Here is a 22430-nt window from a genome sequence, read left to right as displayed (position 1 = left end):
CACGCTCGTGTCCTTCCTCGATTTTGTATGTAATAGAAAAAGATATTCTTAGATTTATACAGTTAAAGAACGGTTTACCTGTACATAGAGAGTGGGAGGGGAATCACCGAATATGAAGAAGTCAGTGGTCACGCTTGCCGTTGTGGCAGCGGTCGGATTTGGAACAGTTTTTGGCGGAACATCTGTTAAAACTGAGGCTGCATCCATTTCAAGTTTAAAAGGTGAACAAAATAAAATTCAGGAGAAGCGTTCCGATTTAAAATCAGGTATTAATCAAGCGAATGATAAAATTAGCGATCTCCAAAATCAGCAGGCTAATGTGAAGAGCGAGATGAAACGGATCGATTATGCAATTGGTGATGCAACAGCAAAAATCAATGAAAAAACAGCTGAAATCGAAAAGACAAAAGCTGAGATTGTGAAACTTCAAGAAGAAACGCAGGTCATCAAAGAGCGGATTGAAAAGCGAAATGTACTGTTGAAGGAACGTGCCCGAAGCTATCAGGAAACAGGCGGGATGGTCAATTACCTGGATGTATTAATGGGATCCACCAGCTTTAGTGACTTCGTTGACCGTGCAAATGCAGTTGCAACGATTATGCAGGCAGATCAGGATATACTGAAACAGCATGAGGCTGACAAAAAGGAGCTTGCTTCAAAACAAGCACAAGTTGAAAAAGACCTTGAAAGCCTGGAAAACATGAAGGCTGAATTAGAAAAACTGAACCAGCAATTGAATGCACAAAAAGCTGAGAAAGATAAATTATTGGCAAACTTGGTTGAGCAAGAAAATGAAGAACATGAACATGCCATGGAATTGAAGGAAGAGGAACAACTCCTTGCTGCGCAAGAGGCTGCGATTCAACAGGCAATTAAGATGGAGCAGGAGGCTCAAGCCAGAGCGGCGGCGGCAGCTAAAGCAGCTGCAGAGGCTGCAGCTAAGGCAGCGGCAAATAATACGTCTTCAGCTTCAGCAAGCGGTGGCGGCGGTGGAGCCAGTTCCGGATCAACACCGGGTGTATCAAGCGGCTATTGGACCCAGCCTGCGGTCGGACGATTGAGCTCAGGTTTTGGAGGCCGCGGCGGTGGAAATCATTGGGGCGTTGACATAGCAAATCGTACGCAGGTGCCGATTGTTGCTGCTGCTGATGGTGTCGTCATTAAATCCTATTATTCTAGCAGTTATGGAAACTGTATTTTTGTTTCTCACTCGATAAATGGACAAGTTTATACAACTGTCTATGCCCATATGTCCTCACGTATAGCCGCCAGTGGTGCAGTAGTGAAAAAAGGCCAGCAAATTGGTGTGATGGGTAATACTGGTGCCTCAGAGGGGCAGCATTTACACTTTGAACTTCATAAAGGTCCATGGACACCGGATAAACGTTATGCGATCAATCCTGTGGGCATTGTACCACTGCCATAATAAAGAGGAGAAGCCTAAGCGCTTCTCCTTTTTTTTACCCTTTTAGACAAGCAGTCAAACCCGGCTGGTGGAAGTTTCACTTTTTGTTCATCCCCCATTCATAACTCGTCCACTTCTCACATATAAGTTTATAAACGGGCAGGAATTCGGTGCCTTTTTATAAAATGAATATGACAGATATTTAACTTGAGGAGGATTCTGATGAATCGTAAATGGATTGCCCTGTTGATGACGGGTTCACTACTAACGGGGGCGGGGGGCACCTATGCTGGAATGAAAGTCTTTGATCGAACGGAAGCAGCCCCTAAACCTGAAGTAAAGGCACCCCCTAAAGAACAAGTAATAAATTCAGAAGATCATACGGAGGATCTTGAGAAAGTAGAGCAGGCCTATGATCTTATACTAAGCAGCTATGTGGAAAAGGTAGACCAGGAAAAGCTGGTTGAAGGCGCGATTCAAGGAATGCTTTCTGTTTTAAAAGATCCATATTCCGTTTATATGGATAAGGAAACGGCCCAGCAATTCACGCAAACTTTGGAATCGTCCTTTGAAGGCATCGGTGCCGAGGTCGGGATGGTCGATGGAAAAATTGTCATTGTCTCTCCATTTAAAAATTCCCCAGCAGAAAAAGCAGGAATCAAGCCGAATGACCAAATTTTGAAGGTAGACGGAAAAAGTGTCGAGGGCTTAGACCTCAATAAAGCGACCCTTCAGATTCGCGGAAAAAAAGGAACAACGGTTAATTTAGAGATTGCCAGAAAGGGCCTAAAAGAACCGCTGTCCATTGATGTGAAGCGCGATGAGATTCCGCTTGAGACCGTTCATGCCTCGATTAAAAATCAAGACGGCAAAAAGATCGGCTATATTGAGATCACCTCTTTTTCTGAAGACACGGCTGCCGATTTTAAAAAGGAATTAAAAGCGCAGGAAAATGATGATATTAAAGGGTTGGTTATTGATGTACGCGGAAACCCTGGGGGTCTTTTGGACAGCGTTGGGGAAATTTTAAAAGAATTTGTGCCAAAGGATAAGCCGTATGTACAGACTCAAGAACGGAGCGGAGAAAAACGGCGATTCTTCTCCACTATATCTAAGAAAAAAGAATATCCTGTAGTAGTCCTTGTCAACAAGGGCAGTGCTTCCGCATCGGAAATATTGGCAGGTTCGTTGAAGGAGGCGGCAGGCTACCAGCTTGTTGGTGAAACAACGTTTGGCAAAGGAACTGTCCAGCAGGCAGTCCCAATGGGGGATGGCAGCAATATTAAGCTGACATTGGCGAAATGGCTGACTCCCGATGGCAATTGGATTCATAAAAAGGGGATCAAACCGGATGTAGCGATCAAACAGCCAGCCATCTTTACCACGCATCCGATCCAGGTAAAGAAACCGCTTGTAGCGGACATGAACAACGAACAGGTGAAGAATGCCCAAGAAATTTTAGATGCCCTAGGATTTGCACCGGGTCGGACAGATGGATATTTTAGTGCAGAGACCAAAACAGCGGTGAAAGGCTTTCAGGAGGACAATAAGCTGGACCCTACAGGGAAAATTGATGAGAAAACCGCAGCCAAGCTCGAAGAAGCCGTGGTGAAAGAAATGAAGAAAGAAAAAAATGATTTACAGCTGAAAATGGCATTGAAGTTGATTACGAAATGATTACCTTGCAGAGGCCGCGGCCTCTGTTTTTATTTTTCATGGCAGAACCTAAGGATGTCCGACATTTTTGCCTTTTTCTAAAAACTAGCAATATGTTTTATCGCCCTAATTTGGTAAAATAATCTTTAAGGGTCTTTTACATACTAGTTTACTAGAAATATTAATAGAGGCAGGTGGCAGGATATGGTACAAATATGGCTTGTGGAGCTTCTAAAAGGGACAGGCAAATTATTTCTTCATCCTGTTTTATACTATCTCGTTTTCCTTGCAGGGATATTAGGTGTGATGAGGGTAAAACGCGAACGGAAAAATTTCCATATACGGGCACATGATGCTTATTTCGAACTCAGGCAGGTGTTTCCGCGGGGACTTCTGATTGGACTAGTGCTTTCCATCATCGTCATTGCAGCAGGGATCACTGTCCCATTCACGGCTGTTCTTCTAATTGCAGGATTTACACTATTGTGGTCATTGACAACAAATATCCGCTTGATGTCACCGGCATATACGGTGGGAGCAGCCTTTTTCACGATGATTGTACTCGCAGAAAATAATTGGACGATTCCACTACTTTCTGGAGCCTTTGATTCGATTAGTGATAAGGTGTACCCTTCCGTTGTCGTTGTACTTGGCCTGCTATTGATAGCAGAAGGCATCCTTATTTTTAAGAACGGCAGTAAGGGGACTTCCCCTAAAGTAACAAAAAGTAAACGAGGTCAAAGCGTTGGTGCCCATGAAGTAAAGAGGCTTTGGCTGCTGCCAGTGTTCCTGCTGATTCCTGGGAATGTACTACAGCTGCCTTTTGATTGGTGGCCGGTTTTCCATTTGGGTGCAGACAAGTATTCGCTCATCCTTGTTCCGATTGCAGTCGGCTTCCATCAGCAAATCAAAGGGACGCTTCCTGTCGAAGCGATTCAGCTGCACGGCCGGAGGGTCATTGTCCTAGGAGCGTTTATCACGCTTATTTCCGTAGCCGGCTATTGGTATCCGCTCATTTCAATTGTTGCTGCCGCCCTCGCTGTCATCGGACGTGAATCATTAGCATTACTGGCCTATATGAAGGATGACAGTCGTCCGCCTTATTTTTCGAAAAGAAATCAAGGGGTCATGATCATTGGCGTCATACCCGAATCACCCGCAAGTAAAATGGGACTGCAGGTTGGTGAGCTGATTACAAAGGCCAATGGCGTATTGGTTCATGATGAACATACCTTTTACGAGGCGCTGCAGAAGAATCGCGCCCATTGCAAACTCGAAGTCTATGATACCAAGGGAGAAATCCGCTTCGTCCAACGCGCCCTCTACGAAGGCGACCACCACGAACTCGGGGTCCTCTTTGTCCAAGACCCGCATAAGTATGAGGAGAAAACTGGATAATGGTGCCTGACACCCTTTTTAAGATAACCACTAAGTCAAAATTGGCTTTGTGGTTTTTTTATTGGGGAGATTCGGCTAGTTGAGTACGAAAAGTTTAATATGGTTGACAAAGGTGGAGCTATATTATATTATTATCTCGGAATTAAAATATTTTAATTCATAATATCTGAATTAGGAATTAAATAAGGTGGTGTTTGTAATGGGTTTAATAGATAAATTATTTGGAAAAACACATGAGGAGGAAACAAAAATGACAAAATTAAACATTGGAATTATTTTAGGAAGCACACGTCAAGGAAGAGTAAGTCCACAAGTAGGAGAATGGGTAAAAGGAATTGCTGACAAACGTGGTGACGCAAATTACGAAATCGTTGATATTGCAGACTACAACTTACCATTCTTAGGTACAACTGATGGTACAGAACCAGGAATCGCCAAATGGAACGAAAAACTTGCTAACTTAGATGGTTTCGTATTCGTTGTTCAAGAGTACAACCACAGTATCACTGGCGCATTAAAAAATGCTCTTGATTTTGCTCGTGAAGCTTGGAATGACAAAGCTGCTGGTATTGTAAGCTATGGTTCAACAGGTGGTGCCCGTGCAGCCGAACATTTACGTGGAATCCTAGGTGAATTAAAGGTTGCTGACGTCCGCACACATCCAACATTATCTTTATTTACAGATTTTGAAAACGGAAGTGACTTCAAACCAGCTGAATTGCATCTAACAAATGTAAATGCAATGCTTGACGAAGTAGTGACATGGAGCGGAGCATTAAAAACAATTCGATAAAATAATGAAAGAGGGAATGCTTACCTGCATTCCCTCTTCATTTTATAAAGTGCGATATTTTTTCATAGAGAGAATATTCAGCACGATGAATATGGCAGCGAAAATGACTAATGCCAACAGGTCGCCGCTGATCTGACTAAAGCTTTCTCCTTTATACATAACGCCCTTTAGTGCGTCCCCTGCATAATACATTGGGAACACCTTCGCAACTACCTGCAGCCAATTGGCCATCCCTTCAAGCGGGAAGATTCCGGCAAAAAATATTTGGGGAATGACTGCAATTGGGATAAATTGCATCATTTGAAATTCGGAAGCTGCAAATGTTGATAACAATATTCCTAATGATAAGGCAACCAGTGCTAATAGCAGATTGATCAAAAGGACATTCCATATCGAACCAACTAAAACAATATCTAAAACATTAATAGCATAAAAAACGACAATCACCGTTTGAATAACCGCAAATAGGCCATAGCCGGCCAAATAGGCCGTGACAATTTCCCCTCTGCGAATCGGGGTTGATAGTAATCGCTCCAATGTTCCCGTCGTCCGTTCGCGTAATAATCCAATTCCTGAAATGATAAAAACAAAGAAGAAGACGAAGAAACCTACTAAAATAGGGCTTAATACATCAAAAAACACCGTATCCTTATTTCCATACACATAGTTTGTTTCAATCTTTTTAGGCAACATGCCTGCCAATGCCGGATTTTGCTGGATGAGTTTCGATTGTGCCAGAGCTGAAACTGTTTGGTTAACTTTCGCTTGCAAGCCCTTTGCAGAACTTGGGTCATCATTCTGAAGTGTTAATGTCATTTGTCCATTTTCCTGTTGCAGCAGCCCATTTAGATCATCATTTACCACGGTACTTTTCGTTACACTCTCATATTCTTTAATCTTTATATCTGCATCTTCAAAGGCTTTTACGAGATTGGAATCAACGCCCGCGACACCTAATTTCGGTGTAACGGTATTACCATTAAACAAAAAGTACATCAGGGTCAGAATCAATAGCGGTGCTATAAACATTAACGCCAGGGTTCTTTTATCACGAAGCATTTGCTGAATAATTCTTTTGATTAACGCTGTCGTTCTCATCCCTGCTTCACCCCTGCCTTTAAAAATACCTCATCAAAATTGTCAGTCTCGTAAAGCGTCTTTAATTCCTGCGGAGACCCGCTAGTTAATATACGGCCATCGCGAACCATCGCGACGTGGTCACATTTCACCGCTTCATCCATGACGTGTGTGGTCACAATAATCGTTTTTTCTTCTTCTGTTTTTAGTCGTAAAAACTCTTTCCAGATGGACAGTTTTAATTCCGGATCGATTCCGACGGTGGGCTCATCTAAAATTAGCACCTTTGGGTCTTGAATGAGGGCAATCGCCAGGGATAAGCGCCGTTTCATACCCCCAGAGTAGGCAGATACGCGTTTCTTTAAGTCGTCCGTCAGGTTTACTAAACTGGCTACGTAAGCAATCCGCTTTTTCTGTTCACTTTTACTTAACCTATAAAGAGATGCAAAAAACTTCAGATTTTCTTCCCCGGTTAACTCCACGTACAAGGCATCGGATTGCGCCATATAGCCGATTTCCTGCAGCAAGCCTAGATTCGGCATCTTTTGATCCAACACATGAATCGTACCAGTATCCGTTTTTTCCATGCCGACAATCATTTTGACAAGCGTCGTTTTACCGGCGCCAGAAGGCCCAATTAACCCGAATAATTGGCCTTTCGGTATGGTTAGGTTTACTTCATTCAAAACGGGTTTTTTCCCAAAGCTTTTATTGACTTCCACCACCTGAATGGTTGGATTCATTTGAAAACCCCCTCTAATTCGTGCCGTTAATGAACAGCGTGTTGACCATCTCTATACGATAATATTAAGATGGTCCGCGATGAATTACAATGAACAATATAGTAAAAAGTGTTCATTGTTTCTCCGTGCAACAAAATAGAATGTGTTGAATGACCTCACCGCATCCATTTTATTTTTTTAACCCTGCTACATATCCAGGTCCTAATAGGGTCATTTTCGCAAGTATTAAGGTCATTTCTCGAGGCGATTTTACCATACCGCCTTGCAGCCAATGTTGAATAACACCAAGATGCGCTGCGCTGACATAGGAAATTAAAAAATCCATTGGAACCAGCATATCTTCTGTATTAATTTCATCTGCTACTTTTTCTAAAAAGGTATGTTTAATCAATTCTTTCAGCCTCATTTGAAATGAAGCGTCCCCTTTGGGACCTAGGATAACTTTCAAAAAATAGGAATGTTCTTCGAAACATTCAAACAATTTAATAAGTATGGGAAATGGTTCATCATGACTTGTATAGTTAACAGCATCCATTGGATTAATTTCGTTAACAATCTTATTGATGCCGGTTAGAATCTCCTCTTCACTCTGCTCTAGCAAATCGTATTTATCCCGATAATGCAAATAGAAGGTTCCACGGTTAATTTGAGCTTTTTCAGTTAAATTGCGGACAGTAACCCCTTCGAAGCCCCTTTCCTCCATAATCTCTGTGAGTGCGTCACGAATCATCCTTTTTGTTCGGATTACCCGTTTGTCGATTACATTTTCGGACACATGTATCCCTCCTAATATCTCAGCAGTGATGGATTATTGATCATCCTGTTATCAAAATAATAACAAGGTTTCGACGTGATGTTCAACAGAGTGTTGATTAAAATGTGTATAAGATATCCATTAATACGAATATTTAGAAGGACAAAAGTGAAACATAAAGTGGGAAATTTTACATTTGTGAAAGGCGGTTAAGCGATGATTTTAAGCTTGTTGCAAGGCATTACGTATCAAACCCAGGAAATTACGACTATTGAAGGTGCGGCGGCCATCATGTTTTATTTCACAGTGTATTCGTTCATTGGCTGGCTGCTGGAAAATAGCTATAGCTTCTTCACAAAGCGTGAGTTTTTTAAGGAAAACTTTTTATTCGGCCCCTTTAAACCGATGTACGGTTTTGCCCCGGTTCTCTTGGTTTATTTGATTACCCCTGGAACTAATTGGGTGATGGTGATTCTCTTATGCCTTTTTATTCCAACACTAGTCGAATATGTAAGCGGGGCATTGCTCCAGAAATGTTTCCATAAACAATGGTGGGATTATTCCGACACCCCCTTGCAGCTTCACGGGCATATATGTCTGCCTTTCTCCATCTGCTGGGTATTCCTATCCCTCGCATGTGTAAAATGGATTCATCCGGCAATCGCCGCTTTGTATGAACCCATAGAACCCTATTGGATATGGGGCTGGGCAGCAACAGGACTATACTTCCTCGCTGACCTATCCCTTGCAATTCGAAAACACACTTTACAAAATTTAACAAATGGTGCCCGACACCCTTTGCACTCCTTCTGTAGTAGAAAGAAGGAGTTTTGTTTTATCTGGTGCAATTTTGGGCTTTTGAAGCGCTGTGTACATTAAAGATTAAAAATCCATGAAAATATGAAAGCTAGGGGAAAATAGTGCTACATTGTAGATGTGGCTTTTACACGAACAAACTATTTAGATTTGCCGCCTGAGGATCATCGTTAAAGAGGAGGGCTTATGATGAAAAAGCGAATTTTGGTTGTTGAGGATGAAAAACAGATTGCCAAAATATTAAAGATTGAACTGGAGTTTGAAGGCTATGAAGTGGTGATTGCCTATGACGGAAAGGCGGGATTGCAAGCCGCCTTGAACGATCAATTGGATTTAATCCTATTGGATGTCATGCTGCCTGAAATGAACGGGATTGAGGTTTTAAGAAAAATACGAGTTGAAAACAACATGCTGCCTGTCATTCTGCTGACTGCTAGGAACATGACGATGGATAAAGTAACCGGACTTGATCAGGGAGCAAATGATTATATTACGAAGCCCTTTGAATTAGAGGAAGTATTAGCAAGAATTCGTTCCTGTCTTCGGCAGAATTCCATTGCTGCTAAGGCTGCGCAAGCCGAGGAAACCGTACTTTCCATAAGGGATTTAACTGTAAATCTTGATACGAGAGAGGTAATCCGCGGAGAGGTATCGATTACGCTAACTCCCAAAGAGTTTGATTTGTTAGCTTATTTGCTTACTAATAAAAATAAAATTGTCACCCGGGAAAATATCATTCTTCATGTGTGGGGCTATGAATATGAAGGGGAAACAAATGTCATCGATGTGTTTATCAGACATTTACGAAAGAAAATCGAAGAAGGCTTTTCTGACCCCACTATTATTCAGACAATCAGGGGAATTGGATACACAATAAGGGAGAAGTAAGCAAATGAAGATTACGACCAAGATTAATCTAATCACAACCGCATGGATCCTAGTCGTGTTACTTGCCGTAAACGCAGTGGTCTTTTTTTCATTTATGAAAATTACCGTCAATATGGAGGATAATGCCCTTTTTCAAAAGGCGGGTCAATTGAGAAAGGAGCTAAATCAGGAAGGTACTCCTGCAGTTACTAAAGCAAAATTAACCCCATATTTAACACCTCATTCGTTTATTAGAATCATTCAACCAGATGGAAAAATTGTCCATCAAGTAACAAATGATCCGAACTTGGCTGCAAAAATAAAACCGCAATTTGCCAGTGAAAAAGGGACGATGAGGAGTACGATTAGACTAAAAAATCAAGAAGAACAAATTGCCATTGTCAGGGTTCCAATCCAAGCGGATGGGCAGGTTACCGGCACGATTGAGTTTGGAGAGAAGTTAAAGGGATTGGAATTAGGTAAGGATTTATTACTTTCTATTCTGGGGTTTTGTACGTTTTTAGGAGCGTTATTATCACTGCTTGGCGGCAGGTGGCTGTCCAATCTGATTATGAAGCCGATTTCAAATATGATTAATACGATGGAGGACATTGAACAAAGCGGGATCCCGAAGAAAATTGTCATCCAGCATGAAACAAAGGATGAATTGCAAAAATTAGCGGTGACCTTTAATCGAATGATAGAAAGATTGGAGTCAAACCTGGAAAAACAGAAGCAATTTATCTCAGACGCGTCTCATGAGTTAAAGACCCCGCTTACAGTGATCAAAAGTTATGCCGATCTTTTGCTAAGACGGGGGATCCGAAACGAAGAGGTTGCCCATGATGCCATTGAATCAATTCATTCAGAGGCCACGAGAATCCAAAGAATGACAGAACGGTTTCTTGATTTAGCCGATACAGAATCCGGTAATTTGTTAGAAACAAAACCAATCAATGTAGCGGCCTTGTGCGAGAATATCCGTAAACAGTTGAAAAGTGCTTATAAGAGGGAAATTGACCTCCATTTACCGGAACATGCAATGACCGTTATGGCTGATGAGTTAAAGCTAAAACAGGCCATCATCATTTTAATGGACAACGCCATTAAATACAGTTCAGAGAAAATCGATGTGTATCTGGAGGAAAAGGAATCATATAAGGTCATAAGGGTGAAAGATTACGGGATTGGTATACCTGAGTCCGAAATCGACAATATCTTTGAACGTTTTTACCGGGTGGACAAGGCAAGGAGCCGGGAGACAGGGGGAACAGGACTGGGGCTGTCGATTGCCAAAAATATTATTAAACAGCATCACGGGGAAATTAAAGTAAGAAGTACGGAGGGAGTCGGGACTGAAGTGGAATTGTACTTACCGAAGAGAAAGGAACTGATCTTTGAGTGATCAAAATCATCATTGTTAGTTTCATTCTTTTACTTAGTCTATTTCTTGTTTATGCTGTATTGCCAACAGTAATGATTCGTGTTTTCAGTTGGGGTATTACCAAAAGAACAACTGTTGGCGGCGTCGCCTTAACATTTGATGACGGTCCCAATCCCGAATATACACCGCAATTGCTTGATCTGTTGAAAAAATATGATGTGAAGGCGGCATTTTTTGTCGTCGGCAGTAAGGTAAAATCCTATCCAGCTATCATAAAACGGATGAGCCAGGAGGGACATACGATTGGCATTCATCATTTTGAACATATTTCTAGCTGGATTCTCTCACCATCTCGATTTAAAAAACAGCTTCAAATGACAGAACAGGCCATCAGGGAATGCACGGGGGAAAAGGTTACCTTTTACCGGCCGCCATGGGGGCATTTCAATCTCTTTAGTCTTTGTTTGAGTAAGCGATATAAAGTAATCATCTGGTCACACATTTTTGGGGATTGGAAAGTTGCAAAAGGTAAGAATGGACTGCTTGAGGAATTACGGACCGCTACAGAACCTGGTTCGATTCTATTGCTCCATGACTGCGGTGAAACGCTGGGTGCGGATAAGGAAGCTCCAAGCTATATGCTGAAATGCTTAGAAATCTATTTACAGGAAAACAAAAATAAGGGAACAAAATTTATCAATCTAAAAGAGATATGAGGGCACCATGAACGTAGAGACAATCGTAAATTATATTCATATATATGGGTATCTAGTCATTTTTCTTTTTTTATTCTTTGGTGTTGTCGGCATTCCTGCTCCAGAAGAATCGCTGCTCTTTCTTGTCGGAGTACTGTGTATTCATCATAAGCTCTCGTTAGAATTGGTCATGGTATCTTCCGTTCTCGGGGCGTTTACGGGCATGTTGACAGCCTATGTTTGCGGACGTTACGCAGGGTCCCCTTTTATCAAAAAATACGGCAAATATGTAGGAATTACCGATGAGCGCTTGGAAAAAGTAAGCAGTAAATATATGAAAAACGTCGGTAAAAGCATCGTGTTTGGTTTTTATCTTCCCGGGATCAGGCAAATTAGCCCATACTTTGCCGGAATTGTACACATTCCATTCACGAGATTTTCCCTTTTTTCCCTGCTGGGTACACTGCTGTGGACAGTCCCCTTTATTTTGGCAGGATATTTTACTGGAAGGATATTCCGTATTAATCCAAACCATGTTCCTTATTTAGGCATCGTCTTTTTAGTTCTATTTTTTCTATATGTTTTAATGAAGTATTTAAAGGGAAAAAACGTAAATAGATCAAATTAGTCAAAACCCGAAACGTGATACATCGGGTTTTTTATTTTACTGAAAAAACACTGAAGGTATGATTAAAAATTTCTTAAAAACCGCGTTTTTCAGGGAATCAGTGATACATTTGAAATGGAAAGCAGACAGCATCCCTTTTCAATGAACGATTTCTAAATGAACAGGAGATGGAACAAATGAAAAAGATTTTGTTTTTACCACTCTTACAAATGCAGTCAGGCCATCACCAGGTTGCTGAGGCCTTAATGGACCTGTTGAAAAATCATACCGACGATATTATGGTTAAAAAAGTCGACTTACTAAGCTATTCCAATAAATCACTTGAAAAAATGATTACCAAAGGCTATTTAAATTGGATCCGCTACGCACCGGAAACGTACAATCTTGCTTACAAAAGCTTTTTTTACATGCCAGCAGCTAAAGAACACACATTTAAATGGTACCAACCATTCTTTTTGAAGAAAATGGAACAATTGCTGGCAGAGGAAAAACCGGATTTACTTGTTTGTACGCATGGATTCCCTTCTTATCTTCTTAGCAAATTAAAGAGGAAGGGGAAATGCAACATCCCAATTATCAATGTGTATACGGACTTCTTTGTTAATAATGTTTGGGGAAAGGATGGAATTGACCTTCATTTTCTTCCAAGTCAGCAGGTGAAAGAAACGTTATTTGAGAAGGATCACATTCCAAAACAGCAGATGATTGTCACAGGTATTCCTGTCCATAAAGAAATTACCAGGAATGCAGCTATTCGTAAAACGAATAATGGACGGCCAAAAATTTTAATAGCAGGAGGGAATAGTGGTTTAAGCGGAATTGTAAAGTTCACAGCTGAGTTAAAACAGTCTACTGAAGTGGATTATATCGTTCTTTGCGGAAAGAACCGAAAGCTGTATGAAGAAATCCTTTCCTGGAATATTAAGCACATTAAACCATTGCCCTACCTATCATCAAGGTCAGATATGGACACGCTCTATGAAGCGGTTGATGCTATCATGACAAAACCCGGCGGCGTCACAATTAGTGAAGCCTTACAAAAGAGACTCCCCATTTTTGTGCATACAATGCTGCCAGGTCAGGAAAAAGTGAATTTACGCTATTTAACAGATCAAAAGCTGGTATTTAAACTTGACCAAAACGCATCCATAGAAAAGCAGTTGATAACAGTGTTAAAGGATGACGACAAAATGAATCGCTGGGAGCAGGCGATTGATTCCTATCAAAAGGGAATAGAGCTGAAAGCCAAGGAAGATATGGTCGATTTAATCAAGGAAGTTCTTTTCCAACCAAGTAAAAGCGTGACGTCCAGATTCGTAATCCAGTCCAAATTTTTTCATAGTGCTAGGGCATAATAGGAACAAAAAGGAGGACTAATCTTGGGTAATCTGACAGCTTACATTGATCAGTTTGGATATATTGTCCTTTTTGCAGCATTATTACTTGAATTACTGGCTCTCCCATTACCTGGAGAAGTCCTTATGGGTTATAGTGGTTTTTTAGTTTTTCAAGGTCATTTAAATTGGGTCTTAAGTATTTTGACCGCGGGTATCGGAGCCTGTTTGGGGATGACTATTTCCTACTGGATTGGATTAAAATTAGGTACGCCATTTTTTGAAAAACACGGTCACCGACTACATCTCGGTCCAGATCGGATTGAAAAAACCTCACAATGGTTTAGCAAGCATGGCAATAAATTGCTGATTATCGCGTATTTTATCCCCGGTGTCCGACACATAACTGGATATTTTTCAGGGATAACAAGGCTTCCGTTTCGGACGTTTGCGCTGTTTGCCTATAGTGGTGCATTTATATGGGTGACGGTATTTATCACGCTTGGCAAAATTTTAGGTCCCCAGTGGGAACAGTTTCACAGTTCGATTAAAAAATACCTCATTATCGCGGGAATCATTGCTGCGATATTGATCATTGCTTACTTGATTGTTAAAAAGTTCCGAGTGGAATTGAAAGATGCGGCAGTAAGCGGATTGAATTTCACGATGAAGTTATTCCATTCACGAAAACGGGTTGGACTTCTTTTAGCGATTACGATGGCACTAACCATAGGCCTAATCGTCTTAATGATAGGGATGATCCAAGATTTTCTTGCAGGAGAATTCTCAGACTTTAATGAAATTGTCGGAATGTTAGTGCCATTAACGTTTAATAAAAATTGGGCCGGCATTATGCAGGTTTTTTCATTCATGGGCTCTAGGCAGATTCAAATCGTGATTATTATTCTTTCGCTGTTTTGGATTGCATGGAAAGGCAGGGATAAGCTGCTTGAATGTTTGTCTTTCGGTCTGACGGTGGGCGGCGGCGAACTCTATGAGGAAAGTTTACGGAGGATTTTTCACAAACTTTCACCTGTTAAGCAAACACTCATGGAGCAGCTGTTTTATTCTTTTCCGAGCGAACAACTGCTAATGACGATTGTGATTTACGGTTTTGCTGTCTTTCTCTTTGTTCGCCATTCGAGAAGGGTGTGGGTTCATACTTTTGTTCCAATAGCAGCTTTGGCTTTATTCGTTCTAATCGCCATCAGCCGATTGTATTTTCAAATCGAACTTCCAAGCGACGTTGCCGCAGGCTACGTCTTCGGCGCAGTCTGGCTGGGAATCAACATCCTTCTCCTCGAAATTCTGCGGATCTTAAGAACCATGGACCCCCTGCCGAAGCATGGTGCCTGACACCATTTGCACTAAATGCACTCATTCTATAATGAAAAGAGGGGGTTTTTGCAATTTTCTTTAGGGGGTATTATTTCTGTCCATTCCCGTTTTTGGTCATAAATCACTTATTCTGACATATAATCTAAGGTTAGTGAATCGGCCGTAAAGGGGGAATGGCTATCCATGTTCTTTGTTGTATGGCTAGAGGGTCAATTGGTGTGGAATATCCCATTATTAACGGGGCTCATTTGTATCGCTATCATCTACGGCTGCTTCGTCACATTTTATACGAATATAAAAATCTATCATCAAAAGCCCCTGCTTTTCTTCCTCAGCCTAACCCTATTATACGTAACCATTGGCAGCCCTTTATCTTCTCTCAGCCATTTATCATTCAGTTTTCACATGATACAAATGAGTATTTTATACTTCATGATCCCGCCACTACTTTTAATAGGAGTTCCCGAATCCTTCCTACAAATAATGAAAGGAATAAATAAACTGTTCCTGCCTCCATTGGCTGCCTTGTACTCATTTTCCCTCCTCTTCTTGATGTATCATTTGCCGGTAATGTTATCATTTCTCTTAAAACATTCGCTTGTTCATAATGGATATCTAGTCGTGCTATTTTCGTTGTCATTTAGTATGTGGCGTCCAATTGTTATGGACCAGAATAAACGATTTGCGGTATTAAGCGGCCTGTTATTAATGCCTGCTTGCATTCTATTCATCATAACCGGCCTGATTGGCGGATTGAATAATCCTTTCCTTGCGCAAATGACTAGTAATCTGTGCATTTCCCCCTTGACGTTAAGTTCTCTCCATATCCTTCCACCTCCGTTCAATACGGGTTTAGACCAAATGATGGCCGGAATTCTTATGATCCTTATGCATAAATTTGCGTTATATATAGCAGTACGTACCGGAAAAAAAGCTCGAGTGTATGAATGGGGGAGAATGGGTTAACAAACCAGCTCCCCTTTTTTCTATGCTGCCATTCCGCGAAAAGGTTCCTGCCAAAAAAATTTCAAATATGAACGAAAAAATAGCCCCTCTGAGTCATAGGAAATACCCGCCGAATCGTTTACTTTAAACTTGTTACAGATTTCAACTCATGAAAAGGGTTTATTTGACCATGAAGTAATCTTTAAGGTTCGCAGGAAGGAATTAAGAATATGAAAGGTTTACTGAAGCTGATTTTATTGGTGGGGATCATTAGTTTCGTTGGGGGAAAGGAGACATCCGCAGACGGATCCCTTCAATCACAAATCAATGCGGTTCCAGCAGGCGGCATACTAACAATAGCGGCCGGTATCTATCAAGAACCGATTGTTTTAAAAAAGCCAATCGTAATAGAGGCTGAAAAAGGAACGATTCTCAAAGCCTGCAATTCTAAACCAGCTATTACCATCAAGGGGAATAGTGTGACAGTAAAAGGGATTCAGATAATAAGCTGTAAAAAAGATAAGAGCGCGGCAGTGATTAAAATGAGCGGAAAGAATCATCACCTTGAAGATCTAACTTTGAAAATCTGGAAATCCGGAATTTACCTCGAAAATGTGGAAAAAACGAGTTTCCGAAATCTTAGACTGGCAGGCGTCGGCAAGGAGAATGGGTTTGAACTGTGGGATTCCCATCATAATACGTTTGAAGAAATCAAGGTCGAGCATGTCCAAGATGGTTTTTATATGGAGAATAGCAGCAATAACACCTTTAGCGGCAACACCATCAGCAATTCGCGGTATGGGCTGCATGTGATGTTTTCCGACAATATTACCATCGTGGAAGGCATTAATGGCTGCTGTTGCCGTCTGGTTCTTCCTGATTATGATTTGGCCAACCGCTTTAATTGCGATTTTGGGTCTCGTTCCTTATTCGATGGTTGACCCATTAATGAAACTGGCGATGGTCGTAAATCCTGCAGAGTTTTTGCGAATTTTTTTAATCATTCAATGGGATAGCGGCGCAATCTTTGGTGCGTCATATGATGCGGTTGTTCACCTTTTCCAATCAGCTGCAGGCTGGGGCATCCTAATTGGCTACATGATGGCCTACCTGCTGATTGTGCTCACCCCCGCGATCCTGTTCCTAAAAAAAAGGAGATTTCTATGATTGAAATAAAAAATGTTTCCAAGGTATTTAAACATAAGACGGCGCTTTACCCCTTATCATTAACAGCAGCGGATGGTGAGTGCATCGTTCTTTGCGGTGGAAACGGTGCTGGAAAGAGCACACTGCTGAATATTATTGCCGGTATTTCTGCACCTAACGATGGCACGGTTACGATCAATCAAGTCGATATCAAGCAAAATAGACAGCAATATGTTTCGTTAATCGGTTACATGCCGGATGAATTTTTTGCGCAAGAAACACTAACGGTCAAAGAGTTTTTAACTTTTTATGGAATATTCCGAAAGACAGCGCCAGCCCGGGTGGAGGATGTGATCCACCTCCTAGGGTTAGCGGCAAAAAAAGATGAAATGGTGAAACACCTGTCAAAGGGGATGCGCCAGCGGCTGTTATTTGGCCAGGCATGGCTGGCAAACCCAACTGTGCTAATTCTCGATGAACCGACAAATGGCCTTGATCCCTATTGGATTGATGTATTTATAGGATTCCTGAAAAAAATAAAGCAGAGCGGCACGACGATTATCTTTTCAACCCATATGATGGATGTGGCAGCTGAAGTGGCTGACCGAGTCATCTTCATGGAAAATGGAAGAATGATTGAAGTACTGAAAAATAACGACACAGAATCGAAACCATTTATGGTAAAACTGCTCAGCCGCTATCGTCAAAAAGAAGTATAATCGGGACGTATATGCTTTAATGGAGATAGAAGGAAATAGAGGGGCGGTCAGAATGTCATACCGAACGTTGAAAATTATTGCGATTTTAATCCCACCCTTGTTGATAGGGGGCTTTGAGCTTATCCGGCATAATACGGGGTTACTGCATAATCTGTCGATGGAAGCAGGAAATTACGTGATTATCCTGTTAACATGGGCCGTTTCCTATGTATTTACCACCTGGATGTTTAAGATGATTGAGGAAAAAAATCACCGCCTCACCACAGAACGGGAAATGCGCGCCGTTTATGAAGAAAGAGAACGGCTGGCAAAAGAATTACATGATAACATTGCCCAGACTTTATTTTTACTAAAGGTAAATTTAAAAAAGGGAAAAATTAATGAAGCGAGCGGGCTCGTCAATTCCATTGATGCCAACCTCAGGCAGGCGATTTATAACCTGCGCGTGAACCCGCTTGAGGCCGTTTCTTTTTCGAAACGGGTGGAGAATTGGCTGAATGATTGGAGTACCGTCTCCGGGATTGAAACAAAGGTTACCATACAGATCACGGAAGGCTATTTTAGCCCATCTGAAGAGGTGCAGCTGTTCGGCATAATCCAGGAGGCATTTACGAACATCCGAAAGCACTCCGGGGCTCAATCGGCCCGTTTACTTCTGCAGCCCATCCCTAATGGATGGGAAATGAATATTTCAGACGATGGCAAGGGGTTTATGAAAAATGAACGCGGTCTGAACCAATATGGTCTTATCATGTTAAATGAGCGAGCTGAAAAAATCGACGCGGTGCTTGAAATCGTCTCTGAAAAGAATCATGGGACAAAAATAATGGTAAAAGGGAGCGATAGTTGATGGTTCCTTATCGGGTTTTGATTGCTGACGACCACCCCCATGCAAGACAGGCAATTATGGCCATTCTGGAAGAAGATCCGCTGTTTACCATTGCCGGTCAAGCGAAGAATGGCAAGGAAGCGATCGAGCTGTGCGGTGAACATCTTCCCGACATCTTATTAATTGATATTGAAATGCCAGTTTTAGATGGTTTAGCGGCAACGAAAATCATCAAAGAGAAATATCCGTTTATCAAAGTGATTATCTTAAGTGTATCCGATAATGTCGGAGATTTATTTACCAGTATTCAGTATGGGGCACAGGGCTATTTATTAAAAAGTATGGATCCCGATGATTGGCTCCAGTACCTTCATTCTATTGTTGATGGGTCAAACGAGGCTACAAGGGATTTGGCTGGAAAATTGCTCTATCAATTTCGGGAGCGCGATTTGCAGAATACTCCGGCAATCAGTTCATTGACTCCGAGAGAGAAAGAAATCCTTCTCTTAGTTTCAGAGGGGCGAACCAATAAGCAGATTGCCGAGAATCTGTTTATCGCTGAGAATACAGTAAAAAATCATATTAAAAATCTGCTGGAAAAGCTCGGTCTTGAAAACAGGGTACAGCTTGCCTCTTATGCAGTTAAATATATTACCAAATGAATTTGGGTATAGTATAACGGAGTGTTTCAATCTGAGTATAAGGGGGAATTCCTATTTATAAAAAACAAGAACGGAAGTTGATTTGGCTGACCTTTATGGTAGCGGCCATTTTAGGGCTGGCGATCGTTGGACGGATCGTTTCGGGCTAAGATTGGAGAGACAGCAAATGGGAAATGAAGAAACAGTATTTTTCAGCCGTGTTTTAACCGAATTGACCTTATCCTTTCATATTATTTATGCAACCATTGGTGTCGGCATTCCACTCATGATCATGATTGCCCAATGGGTCGGGATTAAAAAGAATGACGAGCATTATATTTTACTGGCGAGAAGGTGGACACGGGGGTTCGTGATTACCGTTGCGGTTGGGGTGGTCACTGGAACTGCGATTGGCCTGCAGCTCTCACTACTATGGCCAAGATTTATGGAGCTTGCGGGAAATACGATTGCCCTGCCATTATTTATGGAAACCTTCGCCTTCTTCTTTGAAGCAATCTTTTTGGGAATATACATATATACGTGGGATCGATTTGAAAATCAGAAAAAGCACTTGCTGCTGCTGATTCCCGTCGCGTTGGGTGCCTCTTTTTCCGCCGTGTTTATTACTATTGTCAATGCGTTTATGAATGCACCGCAAGGCTTTGACCTCGTCAATGGGGAGCTAGTCAATGTAAGTCCGTTCGTAGCAATGTTTAATCCGGCGATGCCGACGAAGGTAGCACATGTTGTCGTCACAGCCTACATGACTTCAGCGTTTGTCCTTGCTTCCATCGGTGCGTTTCGACTGTTGAAGGGGTCCAATCATCTGTACCATAAAAAGGCGCTCTTTTTAACGATGAAGCTCGGGCTCATTTTTTCGATTGCCACCGCCATTATCGGCGACTTTTCCGGAAAGTATTTAGCAGAATATCAGCCGGAAAAATTAGCGGCAGCCGAATGGCACTTTGAAACAGAAAAAGGGGCACCGCTGATTCTCTACGGTGTCCTTAAGGACGGCGAAGTGAAATATGCGCTGAAAATTCCATATGGACTTAGCATTTTGGCACATAGCAGCCCAAATGCGGAAGTGATTGGGTTAGATCGATTTAAAGAAGCCGACCAGCCGCCGCTATATATCCATTACATGTTTGACTTAATGGTGACGATCGGTATGTGGATGGTTTTTATATCATTGGTGTATGTGGTCGGAACATGGCGTGAGTGGCGGTTTATATTAACAAAATGGTTTAGATGGCTGATGGTACTCGGCGGCCCCTTGTCAATTATCGCAATTGAAGCGGGATGGTGGCTTGATGAAGTAGGGCGCCAGCCATGGGTATTGCGAGGGATAATGCGCACAAAGGATGCTGCCACAACAAGTGGTCAAGTGGATACGATGCTCTGGCTGTTTGCAAGTCTTTACATCATCCTCGGTATTGGCAGTGTATTCGTCCTATGGCGGATGTTCCGTAACAATCCGGTGGAACAGGAATTAGCTGATCGGGCAGCGGATAGGGCTGGTGAGATGAAATGACGCTAGAGATTCTCGGAATTACGGTATTGGGCATTTTTCTATTCGGCTATATTATTGTAGCCTCGATAGACTTTGGTGCTGGGTTCTTTAATGCCTTCAGTACCTTGACGGGCAAGGAGCATATTTTAACGAAGGTGATTCAGCGTTATTTATCCCCTGTTTGGGAAGTCACCAATGTCTTTCTTGTCTTCTTCTTTGTCGGGATTGTCGGTTTTTTTCCAAAAACAGCTTATTATTATGGCTCGACATTGCTTGTCCCGGCGAGCATCGCGATTATTCTCTTGGCGATCCGCGGTGCCTATTACGCATTCACCACGTATGGCGGCTTGAAGCATAAACGATATACCATTCTGTACGGTCTGACGGGACTATTTATCCCTGCTTCGTTATCCATCGTTTTAGTAATTTCCGAGGGCGGTTTTGTTACCTTGGAGGATGCTGGGCCATTACTTGATTATTGGGCATTGTTTACGAGCCCCTTATCTTGGAGTATTGTTGCCCTCAGTTTAACATCTGTTTTATATATTTCCGCTGTGTTTTTAACCTGGTATGCGCAAAAAGCGAAAGACAGGCAGGCAGCAAACCTGCTGAGGAAATATGCACTTGTCTGGGCGGGGCCGGCGATCATCACCGCTGCCGGCATTATTATTGAAATGAAGAATCATAATCCGGAACATTATGAGCGTTTAGTTGATCTTTGGTGGCTGTTTGGGCTGTCGCTGATTTTCTTCGCAGGAACCGTTTATTTACTTTGGCAGCGGATTGCCTATGGATTTGCCTTTTGGCTGCTAGCCGGCCAGTTCACGCTCGCCTTTTTGGCTTATGGCATTTCCCATTATCCATATTTAATGTATCCGTACTTAACGATTTATGACAGCTTCACGAATGAGGCGATGGCAACCGCGCTGGTGATTGCGTTTATTGCCGGACTTTGCTTGCTGCTGCCGTCGCTGTATCTGTTGCTCAGACTGTTCTTGTTTAACAAGGCCTATGTACAAGGGAATCGAAATGATCATGCCTAAAGGGAGGCATTACTATGTTGGAGCTGGATAAATTCCTCATGTTCTATGCACCGTTTCTGGTGCTGATCGCATCCATTCTAGCGGCATTCTGGGCTGCACGAAAAGATGATGCAGTGAAAAAATAAAGGTTCAAATAAGGTAACACCGAACCCGTAAAATAAAAGTAAGAAAAGACGTGTGCCCGCACACGTCTTTTCTTACTTCATAATTAAATAAATTGACACATATATCTTTATTCAATAACATAAAATGGTGTTACGATTTATTTAAAAAGTAACACGATTAAGGCTCGTTTATAGGAGAAACGGATAAATTACCATACTTTACCCCTTTTAAACTAAGTAATTTATCTCGTAAAGTACGGATTGATTGGGCATTCCCGCGAACGACAATCATCTCGAGGCAATTATGGTGATCAAGGTGAAAATGGGTCGTCGCAAGAATCGCATCGTGGTAGTCGTGCTGAATCGCGGTCAGTTCTCCTATTAGACGGCGTTGATGATGGTCATAAAAAATGAGGAGACAGCCAGCCACTTGGAGATCATCTTGTTCCCATTTATCTTTGACCAGCTTTTCACGGACCAAATCACGGACAGCTTCCGAGCGGGTTTTATACCCTTTCTCTTCGATTAATTGATCGAAGCTTTCAAGTAAGCCTTCTTCCATGGATACGCCAAACCGGCTTAAATTTTTCGAAGTCAAAGCA

General features: G+C 41.9%; 24 protein-coding genes. 20 read left to right on the top strand and 4 right to left on the bottom strand.

Going from position 1 to position 22430, the window contains the following annotated elements; all coding sequences use genetic code 11:
• Positions 1–112: 112 nt before the first annotated feature.
• From FAY30_RS20575 to FAY30_RS20560, 4 genes are all read left to right on the top strand, one after another.
• The gene (locus tag FAY30_RS20575) at positions 113–1426 is read left to right on the top strand and encodes a murein hydrolase activator EnvC family protein (protein WP_149871618.1); all 1314 of its coding nucleotides are present in this window, start codon (positions 113–115) and stop codon (positions 1424–1426) included.
• A gap of 201 nt (positions 1427–1627) precedes the next feature.
• Positions 1628–3082, top strand: a complete 1455-nt coding sequence (locus FAY30_RS20570) for a S41 family peptidase (RefSeq protein WP_149871617.1) — start codon at positions 1628–1630, stop codon at positions 3080–3082.
• Positions 3083–3265: 183 nt separating this feature from the next.
• Complete coding sequence (locus tag FAY30_RS20565; RefSeq protein ID WP_149871616.1) at positions 3266–4459, top strand: PDZ domain-containing protein; 1194 nt, start codon at positions 3266–3268, stop codon at positions 4457–4459.
• A gap of 199 nt (positions 4460–4658) precedes the next feature.
• Complete coding sequence (locus FAY30_RS20560) at positions 4659–5252, top strand: NADPH-dependent FMN reductase (RefSeq protein ID WP_149871615.1); 594 nt, start codon at positions 4659–4661, stop codon at positions 5250–5252.
• A gap of 42 nt (positions 5253–5294) precedes the next feature.
• Here the strand turns inward: FAY30_RS20560 and FAY30_RS20555 are convergent, their stop codons facing one another.
• The 3 genes from FAY30_RS20555 to FAY30_RS20545 form a co-directional block, all read right to left on the bottom strand.
• Positions 5295–6350 (bottom strand): ABC transporter permease, encoded by a 1056-nt coding sequence (locus FAY30_RS20555; protein WP_149871614.1) that lies wholly within the window; start codon positions 6348–6350, stop codon positions 5295–5297.
• Positions 6347–7072 carry an ABC transporter ATP-binding protein gene (locus FAY30_RS20550; protein ID WP_149871613.1) on the bottom strand — a complete coding sequence of 242 codons (726 nt, stop codon included), beginning with the start codon at positions 7070–7072 and terminating at the stop codon, positions 6347–6349. The genes FAY30_RS20555 and FAY30_RS20550 overlap by 4 nt, the downstream gene beginning before the upstream one ends.
• A 169-nt stretch (positions 7073–7241) precedes the next feature.
• Positions 7242–7847, bottom strand: a complete 606-nt coding sequence (locus FAY30_RS20545; protein ID WP_223820809.1) for a TetR/AcrR family transcriptional regulator — start codon at positions 7845–7847, stop codon at positions 7242–7244.
• Between the two features lie 195 nt (positions 7848–8042).
• On the opposite strand from FAY30_RS20545, the gene FAY30_RS20540 reads away from it, so the two are divergent.
• The 16 genes from FAY30_RS20540 to cydS all read left to right on the top strand — a co-directional run bounded on the left by FAY30_RS20540 (position 8043) and on the right by cydS (position 21849).
• Positions 8043–8705: a putative ABC transporter permease gene (locus FAY30_RS20540; RefSeq protein ID WP_149871612.1), complete on the top strand. Its 663-nt coding sequence runs from the start codon at positions 8043–8045 to the stop codon at positions 8703–8705.
• A 126-nt stretch (positions 8706–8831) separates the two neighbouring features.
• Positions 8832–9530, top strand: coding sequence for a response regulator transcription factor (locus FAY30_RS20535; RefSeq protein WP_149871611.1), 699 nt, complete (start codon positions 8832–8834; stop codon positions 9528–9530).
• A 4-nt stretch (positions 9531–9534) separates the two neighbouring features.
• On the top strand, positions 9535–10914 hold the full coding sequence (locus FAY30_RS20530; protein WP_149871610.1) for a HAMP domain-containing sensor histidine kinase: 1380 nt from the start codon (positions 9535–9537) through the stop codon (positions 10912–10914).
• Positions 10911–11609: a polysaccharide deacetylase family protein gene (locus tag FAY30_RS20525; RefSeq protein ID WP_223820808.1), complete on the top strand. Its 699-nt coding sequence runs from the start codon at positions 10911–10913 to the stop codon at positions 11607–11609. The genes FAY30_RS20530 and FAY30_RS20525 overlap by 4 nt, the downstream gene beginning before the upstream one ends.
• A 7-nt stretch (positions 11610–11616) precedes the next feature.
• Positions 11617–12216 carry a DedA family protein gene (locus FAY30_RS20520; RefSeq protein ID WP_149871609.1) on the top strand — a complete coding sequence of 200 codons (600 nt, stop codon included), beginning with the start codon at positions 11617–11619 and terminating at the stop codon, positions 12214–12216.
• A 176-nt stretch (positions 12217–12392) separates the two neighbouring features.
• Positions 12393–13571: an MGDG synthase family glycosyltransferase gene (locus tag FAY30_RS20515; RefSeq protein ID WP_149871608.1), complete on the top strand. Its 1179-nt coding sequence runs from the start codon at positions 12393–12395 to the stop codon at positions 13569–13571.
• 24 nt (positions 13572–13595) lie between these two features.
• Positions 13596–14906 (top strand): VTT domain-containing protein, encoded by a 1311-nt coding sequence (locus FAY30_RS20510; protein ID WP_149871607.1) that lies wholly within the window; start codon positions 13596–13598, stop codon positions 14904–14906.
• A 165-nt stretch (positions 14907–15071) separates the two neighbouring features.
• Positions 15072–15854: a cytochrome c oxidase assembly protein gene (locus FAY30_RS20505; protein ID WP_149871606.1), complete on the top strand. Its 783-nt coding sequence runs from the start codon at positions 15072–15074 to the stop codon at positions 15852–15854.
• Between the two features lie 209 nt (positions 15855–16063).
• Positions 16064–16774 carry a right-handed parallel beta-helix repeat-containing protein gene (locus tag FAY30_RS20500; RefSeq protein WP_149871605.1) on the top strand — a complete coding sequence of 237 codons (711 nt, stop codon included), beginning with the start codon at positions 16064–16066 and terminating at the stop codon, positions 16772–16774.
• A gap of 7 nt (positions 16775–16781) precedes the next feature.
• Complete coding sequence (locus tag FAY30_RS20495; RefSeq protein ID WP_190284704.1) at positions 16782–17000, top strand: hypothetical protein; 219 nt, start codon at positions 16782–16784, stop codon at positions 16998–17000.
• Positions 16991–17698: an ABC transporter ATP-binding protein gene (locus FAY30_RS20490; RefSeq protein ID WP_149871603.1), complete on the top strand. Its 708-nt coding sequence runs from the start codon at positions 16991–16993 to the stop codon at positions 17696–17698. The genes FAY30_RS20495 and FAY30_RS20490 overlap by 10 nt, the downstream gene beginning before the upstream one ends.
• A 52-nt stretch (positions 17699–17750) precedes the next feature.
• Complete coding sequence (locus FAY30_RS20485) at positions 17751–18548, top strand: sensor histidine kinase (protein WP_149871602.1); 798 nt, start codon at positions 17751–17753, stop codon at positions 18546–18548.
• Positions 18548–19189 carry a response regulator gene (locus FAY30_RS20480; RefSeq protein ID WP_149871601.1) on the top strand — a complete coding sequence of 214 codons (642 nt, stop codon included), beginning with the start codon at positions 18548–18550 and terminating at the stop codon, positions 19187–19189. The genes FAY30_RS20485 and FAY30_RS20480 overlap by 1 nt, the downstream gene beginning before the upstream one ends.
• 166 nt (positions 19190–19355) lie before the next feature.
• Complete coding sequence (locus FAY30_RS20475) at positions 19356–20702, top strand: cytochrome ubiquinol oxidase subunit I (RefSeq protein ID WP_149871600.1); 1347 nt, start codon at positions 19356–19358, stop codon at positions 20700–20702.
• Positions 20699–21724: a cytochrome d ubiquinol oxidase subunit II gene (locus FAY30_RS20470; protein ID WP_149871599.1), complete on the top strand. Its 1026-nt coding sequence runs from the start codon at positions 20699–20701 to the stop codon at positions 21722–21724. Before FAY30_RS20475 ends, FAY30_RS20470 begins: the two co-directional genes overlap by 4 nt.
• Positions 21725–21747: 23 nt before the next feature.
• Positions 21748–21849 (top strand): cytochrome bd oxidase small subunit CydS family protein, encoded by a 102-nt coding sequence (gene cydS, locus FAY30_RS28100; RefSeq protein WP_411675506.1) that lies wholly within the window; start codon positions 21748–21750, stop codon positions 21847–21849.
• A 157-nt stretch (positions 21850–22006) separates the two neighbouring features.
• On the opposite strand, the gene nikR is transcribed toward cydS, so the two are convergent.
• Positions 22007–22426 carry a nickel-responsive transcriptional regulator NikR gene (gene nikR / locus FAY30_RS20465; protein ID WP_149871598.1) on the bottom strand — a complete coding sequence of 140 codons (420 nt, stop codon included), beginning with the start codon at positions 22424–22426 and terminating at the stop codon, positions 22007–22009.
• Between the last annotated feature and the right edge of the window lie 4 nt (positions 22427–22430).

Source organism: Bacillus sp. S3 (genome assembly GCF_005154805.1).
Taxonomy (GTDB): Bacteria; Bacillota; Bacilli; order Bacillales; family Cytobacillaceae; genus Neobacillus.
Note: the sequence above shows the minus strand (reverse complement) of the source record. Positions and strands in the feature narration are given on the sequence as shown.

Bases quoted from the DNA above. Each gene is read 5' to 3' on its own strand.
- FAY30_RS20575 (WP_149871618.1), top strand. From the start codon at position 113: ATGAAGAAGTCAGTGGTCACGCTTGCCGTTGTGGCAGCGGTCGGATTT.
- FAY30_RS20570 (WP_149871617.1), top strand. From the start codon at position 1,628: ATGAATCGTAAATGGATTGCCCTGTTGATGACGGGTTCACTACTAACG.
- FAY30_RS20565 (WP_149871616.1), top strand. From the start codon at position 3,266: ATGGTACAAATATGGCTTGTGGAGCTTCTAAAAGGGACAGGCAAATTA.
- FAY30_RS20560 (WP_149871615.1), top strand. From the start codon at position 4,659: ATGGGTTTAATAGATAAATTATTTGGAAAAACACATGAGGAGGAAACA.
- FAY30_RS20555 (WP_149871614.1), bottom strand. From the start codon at position 6,350: ATGAGAACGACAGCGTTAATCAAAAGAATTATTCAGCAAATGCTTCGT.
- FAY30_RS20550 (WP_149871613.1), bottom strand. From the start codon at position 7,072: ATGAATCCAACCATTCAGGTGGTGGAAGTCAATAAAAGCTTTGGGAAA.
- FAY30_RS20540 (WP_149871612.1), top strand. From the start codon at position 8,043: ATGATTTTAAGCTTGTTGCAAGGCATTACGTATCAAACCCAGGAAATT.
- FAY30_RS20535 (WP_149871611.1), top strand. From the start codon at position 8,832: ATGAAAAAGCGAATTTTGGTTGTTGAGGATGAAAAACAGATTGCCAAA.
- FAY30_RS20530 (WP_149871610.1), top strand. From the start codon at position 9,535: ATGAAGATTACGACCAAGATTAATCTAATCACAACCGCATGGATCCTA.
- FAY30_RS20520 (WP_149871609.1), top strand. From the start codon at position 11,617: ATGAACGTAGAGACAATCGTAAATTATATTCATATATATGGGTATCTA.
- FAY30_RS20515 (WP_149871608.1), top strand. From the start codon at position 12,393: ATGAAAAAGATTTTGTTTTTACCACTCTTACAAATGCAGTCAGGCCAT.
- FAY30_RS20505 (WP_149871606.1), top strand. From the start codon at position 15,072: ATGTTCTTTGTTGTATGGCTAGAGGGTCAATTGGTGTGGAATATCCCA.
- FAY30_RS20500 (WP_149871605.1), top strand. From the start codon at position 16,064: ATGAAAGGTTTACTGAAGCTGATTTTATTGGTGGGGATCATTAGTTTC.
- FAY30_RS20495 (WP_190284704.1), top strand. From the start codon at position 16,782: ATGAAACTGGCGATGGTCGTAAATCCTGCAGAGTTTTTGCGAATTTTT.
- FAY30_RS20485 (WP_149871602.1), top strand. From the start codon at position 17,751: ATGTCATACCGAACGTTGAAAATTATTGCGATTTTAATCCCACCCTTG.
- FAY30_RS20480 (WP_149871601.1), top strand. From the start codon at position 18,548: ATGGTTCCTTATCGGGTTTTGATTGCTGACGACCACCCCCATGCAAGA.
- FAY30_RS20475 (WP_149871600.1), top strand. From the start codon at position 19,356: ATGGGAAATGAAGAAACAGTATTTTTCAGCCGTGTTTTAACCGAATTG.
- FAY30_RS20470 (WP_149871599.1), top strand. From the start codon at position 20,699: ATGACGCTAGAGATTCTCGGAATTACGGTATTGGGCATTTTTCTATTC.